Consider the following 6289-nt stretch of genomic DNA (forward strand, 5'->3'; position numbering starts at 1 on the left):
TTATACTATATCGTTCTCAAAAATACAACTATTTTTCGTTTATTTTACCTAAAAGTTGATTCATTTCCTGATAAAGGCTGTCTTTGTCAGGTTCTTTCATGATTACGGTCACATAAGGGTTGCCATATTTGTTCTTGGAGAGCAGAACCAGGCAGGCTCCGGCCTCGCTGGTAGTTCCGGTTTTGCCGCCTACGACCTCAACATCCTTCGGAGGAACCGCCTGATTGATAAAATAGTGGTTCGTGGACTCCCAGGTAATATTCCGCTCTTCGCCGGTCGTCGTGTTGAAAGAAGCATAGTAGCTGTGGCGGCTGATGATATCGCGGAAATCATCATTTTTCAAAGCCTCATGGAAAATCAGGTACATATCATAGACGGTGGTGTAATGGTTTTCATCCTGAAGACCATGGGGATTCATAAAATGTGTATTTACAGCCCCTATCTCTGCCGCCTGTTCATTCATCATAGCCACAAAGTTCTCCACGCTGCCGCCTACATTTTTCGCGATGGTCATGGCGGCGTCATTACCGGAATTGATCATGAGTCCCAGAAGCAGTTCCCTTAAGCTTAAGACGTCCCCCGGCTGGATCTCACAGACGGAAGAACCCACATCGATATCCCGGCACTCGTCTCCCACGGTGACCATCTCGTCGAGGTTTCCATTTTTCAGTGCCACCAGGCAGGTCATGATCTTGGTCAGACTCGCGGGATAGCGCCGCTCATGAACAGCCTTCGCGTAGACCGTCTGATGATCGGCCTCGGAAAAAATAGCCGCTGACACGGCCTCCACGGAAAAGTCAGAAAGAACGACATCCTCCTGCGGAGCCACACAGAGATCTGAGGCAAAGGAGGTGGAAAAATCACCGTCAAAACTTACTGTGGTAAGCCCGAAGGTGCTGTCCGTCTTATCATAAGCTTTCACCAGCTCGATCTCATGACTTTTCAGGAGAAACTCATATCCCAAGCCTCCCAGAAGAAGGACCAGAATCACCAGAAGAGAGACAAAACGAATGATCAGCCGCCGTTGTCTGCGCCTGCGGCTGATCTCTCTCTGGTAAGTGCTCCTTCTCTCCCTGGGAATTGTTTTTTCATTTTTATTTGTACATCTCACGCCACTCTAAATCTCCTCTGTCTAATGATTTGATGAGCAATTCTGCTGTTGCCAAGTTCGTAGCCAGTGGAATGTTGTGGGTATCACAAAGACGGAAAATATCCTTGATATCCGGCTCGAATTTTTTGGGATTCATGGGATCTCGAAGAAAAATCATAAGGTCGATGCCGTTATTCTCGATCTGCGCCGCCATCTGCTGGATTCCGCCCAGGTGTCCGGCCAGGTATCGATGGACATTCAGATTTGTGACTTCTTCAATGAGCCGTCCGGTGGTATCTGTGGCATACAGAGTATTTTTACTCAGGATCCCTCTGTATGCGATGCAGAAATTCTGCATTAAAATCTTCTTTGCATCATGTGCAACTAATCCAATGTTCATGATTTGCTACCCCCTGTTAATATTTTCGTACCTGAAGCCCTACATTCAGAACCAGACCGATTCCGATACAGAAGCTGACAAGAGATGTCAGCCCGTAGCTTACAAAGGGAAGTGTAAGGCCGGTGTTTGGCATCAGGCCAGTCGTAACACAGATGTTGATAAAGCTCTGAAAAAAGATCAAAGCTCCCATTCCGCACCCTACAAGGGTGCCTGGAAGATCTCTTGCATGTCTTCCGATGTTGATACACTCCAAAGCGATCAGAAGCTCCAGGATAATAATGATACAACATCCAAGAAAACCAAGCTCCTCACCGGCCACAGCGAAAATAAAGTCTGTCTGGGATTCGGAAATGAAATTTCCGTTTTTTACTGACGAAACCACATTATTGTCCAGACCTTTTCCGTAAAGCTGTCCGGATCCGATGGCTATGATCGAATTTACCTGCTGTCTGGCAATATCCGGATACTCCTCCGGTTTCAGCCACGCCAGGATACGATTTGCCTGATAGCCCTGGAGAACCTGCTGATCCGGCGACAGGATCAGACTCATAAGGAGAACCGCCAACGGAACACATGCCACTATTATACCACCAACAATTTTATAACTCAATCCTGATACAAAAAACATTGCACAAAAAAGTAATACAAATACGATGGTCGTGGAAAGATCCGGTTCCTTCAAAAGCAGGGCTGTCGGAGCTGCCACAAGAAGCAAAGCGATCAGGATCGTTTTGAAGCGGCTGATATCTTCTTCATGTTTTGAAAAAAACTTGGCAAAAAATGCGATCATCAGGATTTTTACCACATCGGAAGGCTGAAACTGCAGGACTCCTCCCACACGAATCCAACGTGTTGCACCACCCACATTTTCACCGGCAAGCAGCACGGCGGCAAGAAGTCCGATACCCACAAAATAAGAAAGCCAGTAAAAACCCAAAACCCAGCTGTAATCGATCAGTGAGGTGAGCACCATGACCACCAGTCCCAGAATCAGTCCCGCGATCTGTTTTGTCTGTACGCTCTCTTTTGCACTTCCGATCACCAGGATTCCCACGACAGAAAGCGCGATCACCCATATGATCAGTCGAAAATTATAGTCCTTTAATCTGTATTGTCTTAGCATGTTTCACACCCTGTTCTTCTTTGGTCGTTATTTCCAAGTGTATCGTCATCCTGGTTCTGTCAATTTCCAGGTATTTTTCCATGACGGATAAAATTTCCTGTTTCATCAGTTCCACCATCTCCGGCGTACAGTTCAGCCTGTCTGACAGCACCACCGTGGACAGTCTGTCTTTCGCAACCCTGCAGGAATTATCCTGACGCATGAAACTGAATTTTTTCATAGAAGCCCTCCGTTATCTGTTCCTGTGAAACAGCTCGGATATTCTGGAGAGAAAGCCCGGTGTCCGGTCAAGCTCCATCAAAGGCACTTCCTCACCGAGAATCCTGCGGCACACGTTGAAAAATGCCTGTCCCGCCGGCGTATCGTCTCCTGCCAGAGGTTCTCCCTGATTTGTGAAGATGACCACCTCCTCGTCATCCGGCACCGCTCCGATGAGATTTACCGCGAGGATCTCCACAACATCCTCCACGGACATCATCTCTCCGCGCCGCACCATATCCGGCCGGATCCGGTTGATCAGAAGGTCGATATCCCGGAGGTCAGCAGCTTCCAACAGGCCAATGATCCGATCCGCGTCACGGATGGCGGAAACCTCCGGAGTTGTAACCACAATAGCCCGCTCCGCTCCGGCAATGGCATTTTTAAAGCCCTGCTCGATGCCTGCGGGGCAATCCAGGAGTACATAGTCAAAATGTTCCTTCAGTTCCTCCGTCAGCTTGATCATCTGTTCCGGAGTTACTGCGGATTTGTCTCTGGTCTGGGCGGAAGGAAGAAGGGAAAGCTCCGGGCAACGCTTATCCTTGATCAGCGCCTGCTTGAGACGGCAGTTTCCCTCGATGACGTCCACCATATTGTAGACGATCCGGTTTTCCAGCCCCAGAACCACATCCAGATTCCGAAGACCGATGTCTGTATCGATGACCACGGTCCTCTTTTTCATACGGGCCAGGCCCATTCCGATATTTGCTGTAGCGGTGGTCTTTCCCACGCCGCCTTTTCCAGATGTTATCACAATGACTTCACTCATAGTTTTGCCTCCGATTTCCATCTCATTCAATTACTGGTTTGGTCATCCTTGGTGTTTTTCTGATCTTATACGGAAAGCTCTCCCAGGGTTTCCTGGGAAATAGGTTTCACATAAATGTGATCTTCTTTTACATAGGCGATTTTCGGGTCCATCTTGTATTCCGCGATATCCACCCGCTTGGTGATAGCGCTCCGGGCCATTTTATCTGCAATCTTGACCTGAATAGGCTTCATGACGAGAGCTGCGACAAAGCAGCTTCTGTCACCAGTAGCTCCCGCATAGGCCGTTCCCCGAAGGGAACCCAGGATCACGATGTTTCCCTTGGAAACCACATTGGCTCCGGGATTCACATCTCCGATGATCACAATGCTGTGCTCGGTCTCCAGAACCTGGCCGGCCCGGAGTGTTCCCCGGTAAAACCAGCCGTCCTCTGTTTCTTTTGCCTCCATGGCCTTATCCACTGCCTGATGAAAAAGCATTTCCTCTTTCTGATCTTCGTCGATAACACAGAGGATATGGAGTCCACAGCTGTTGACGATGGTCTCCACCACCTGCTTTTCTTCTGACTGGCTTAATACCCGTCCCCGGATTGTCATAGCCATCTTGGCATTTTTGAAAAACTTTGCGGATTCTTTGAATTTATCTTCAATGTCCTTCAACAGTTCCTCAAAGGGAAGATCTTTATCCAGAATAACGATCAGACCGTACTTATTGCATTTGATAATCACGGAATGGATGTTCATTTTTCTCTGGCCTCCTGCTTTTGTTTAATCCTGGCTACTGCCCTTTGTTACATTCTGGATCGCATTTCCTGCGGTACCGTCGATAATGGTATCTTTATCCTTCAGATTGAAATAATAGCACATGATGTCTTTTGCCACCAGAGCTGCGTTTCTGGAGGAGTAACCGTTAGTGATACGGACTGCCATGGAAATCTCAGGATTTTCATAGGGGGCATATCCGATAAACAGCGCATGGTTCGCTTTATCTGTTCTCTGCTGGGCCGTACCGGTTTTTCCGGCTGCGTTGAAGTTGTACTGGGTCTGCAGATTAGCAAAGATACCATTTCCGTTATTGATGGTCACATCATGCATACCTGCATGAATCGTCGTCCAGAGATCCTGCGGGAGCTCCAGGCGGTTGTGTACCACCGGATCCGGCTCTTCCTGGGTATTTCCGGAAGCGTCGGTGATCTTGTCGAGAAGGGTCAGATCATAGCAGGTTCCGCTGTTTGCCAGGGTCGTCACATATCTGGCCAGCTGGGAAGTCGTGAATGCGTTGTTACTCTGTCCCATAGCTGCACGGGTCGGGTCGGCGGTAGCGATCTGGGGATCCATCTCGCTGATCTCGATGCCGCTGGTGGAATCGAAACCGTACATCTCCGCATATTTATTGAGAAGAGTCATATCGCCGACGTATTCTCCATTTTCGTTCTGACCCAGATAATAACCAACCGTATTAAAATAGAAGTTACAGGAATCACGGATGGCTGTCTCCAGCGTTTCCGGTCCATGGGATCCCCAGCCGTCCGCTGCGGAATAAATCCAGCAGTTGATGGGATTATCCTTCTCTACCAGGTCAAATTTACCGGTACAGGTGATGGTATCATAAATGGAGATCTTATTCTCCATGACTCCGGCGGTGGCAGTCACCAGCTTGAAGGTGGAACCTGGAGCTGTTACCTCCTGGGTCGCACGATTATAAAAGGGACTGGATTTGTCCGTGCGGAGTTTCTCATAATATTTACTGTCCATCGTGTTTGCCAGCAGGTTATTGTCATAGCTGGGATAGGTTACACAGGCCAGCACGTTGCCATTGTCCGGATCCGTAATGACTACAGAACCGGAGCAGGGTTCCAGAGCCAGCTGGGCCGGTGTCAGCTCCAGCTTGTAGATCTTGGAGCGAATGAAATCATAAGCGCCCATCGTACCTGATGCCAGAGCGGTATAATCGTCATCGTTCTTCTCCAGTATTCCCTGGTCAAAGAGAAGAAGGCAGATATCACGGCCGCTGAGCTGTTCTTCCTCGATCATGTACTTGTATACCTGTCTTGTGAAGGCATCATCTGTTTTCAGATAGTCAAAAATGTAATCTGCCAGAGCATTATAGATCTCATCGGAAGCCAGATATTCGGAATCCAGCTGAAGTTTTCCGATATCGATCCAGTCCTTGCTGATGGCATAGGTGAGAAATTCCTTCAGGCTGATGGTCTCGTCCTCTCTCCAGGCCTTGTAGGTCTCATCATTCTTGTCGATGGCGTCCGTATCCAAGATGCCCGTGCCCTCAGCCAGCATATCGTTCACGATATAGGAAGAGTATGCTTTCATCTCATTGGTGAGATCCTGATAAGCCGTAGGAGTGTCAGAAGTCAGCTCACTGCGGATCTCAGAAAATACATTCTCCTCCTTGGAGAGGAAAGCCTGATAGACCTGTTTTTCCAGATCGCTGGCATCATCCGAGGAAAGATGCTCCACATCAAGGATCTGGTTTTCAAACAAAGCATAATAAACTTCGTACACAGGTATCCTGATCTCGTCAGAACCGCCGCTTTCGTTGTCCACTTCCTTGGCATCTACCATGTTCTGGTAGACGATGGCTGCGATGTAAGACTCCAAGATACCACGGTGATCCTGAATCTGGGCGTCAACG

General features: G+C 48.5%; 7 protein-coding genes. All 7 read right to left on the bottom strand.

Going from position 1 to position 6289, the window contains the following annotated elements; all coding sequences use genetic code 11:
• Positions 1-28 precede the first annotated feature (28 nt).
• On the bottom strand, positions 29-1111 hold the full coding sequence (locus tag LKD71_RS04040) for a D-alanyl-D-alanine carboxypeptidase family protein (protein ID WP_227614447.1): 1083 nt from the start codon (positions 1109-1111) through the stop codon (positions 29-31).
• A complete protein-coding gene (locus tag LKD71_RS04045; RefSeq protein WP_178045630.1) occupies positions 1095-1490 on the bottom strand; it encodes a methylglyoxal synthase in 396 nt (131 codons plus the stop codon). The genes LKD71_RS04040 and LKD71_RS04045 overlap by 17 nt, the downstream gene beginning before the upstream one ends.
• 16 nt (positions 1491-1506) lie before the next feature.
• Positions 1507-2613 carry an FtsW/RodA/SpoVE family cell cycle protein gene (locus LKD71_RS04050; protein ID WP_227614449.1) on the bottom strand — a complete coding sequence of 369 codons (1107 nt, stop codon included), beginning with the start codon at positions 2611-2613 and terminating at the stop codon, positions 1507-1509.
• A complete protein-coding gene (gene minE / locus LKD71_RS04055) occupies positions 2582-2833 on the bottom strand; it encodes a cell division topological specificity factor MinE (protein WP_178045632.1) in 252 nt (83 codons plus the stop codon). The genes LKD71_RS04050 and minE overlap by 32 nt, the downstream gene beginning before the upstream one ends.
• A gap of 12 nt (positions 2834-2845) precedes the next feature.
• Positions 2846-3640 (bottom strand): septum site-determining protein MinD, encoded by a 795-nt coding sequence (gene minD / locus LKD71_RS04060; protein ID WP_227614450.1) that lies wholly within the window; start codon positions 3638-3640, stop codon positions 2846-2848.
• A 65-nt stretch (positions 3641-3705) separates the two neighbouring features.
• Positions 3706-4383, bottom strand: a complete 678-nt coding sequence (minC, locus tag LKD71_RS04065; RefSeq protein ID WP_227614452.1) for a septum site-determining protein MinC — start codon at positions 4381-4383, stop codon at positions 3706-3708.
• A gap of 24 nt (positions 4384-4407) precedes the next feature.
• A partial coding sequence (locus LKD71_RS04070; protein WP_255632925.1) for a penicillin-binding transpeptidase domain-containing protein occupies positions 4408-6289 on the bottom strand: 1882 nt, incomplete at its 5' end.

Origin of the sequence: Fusicatenibacter faecihominis (genome assembly GCF_020686945.1) — a bacterium.
Classification (GTDB): Bacteria; Bacillota; Clostridia; order Lachnospirales; family Lachnospiraceae; genus Limivivens; species Limivivens faecihominis.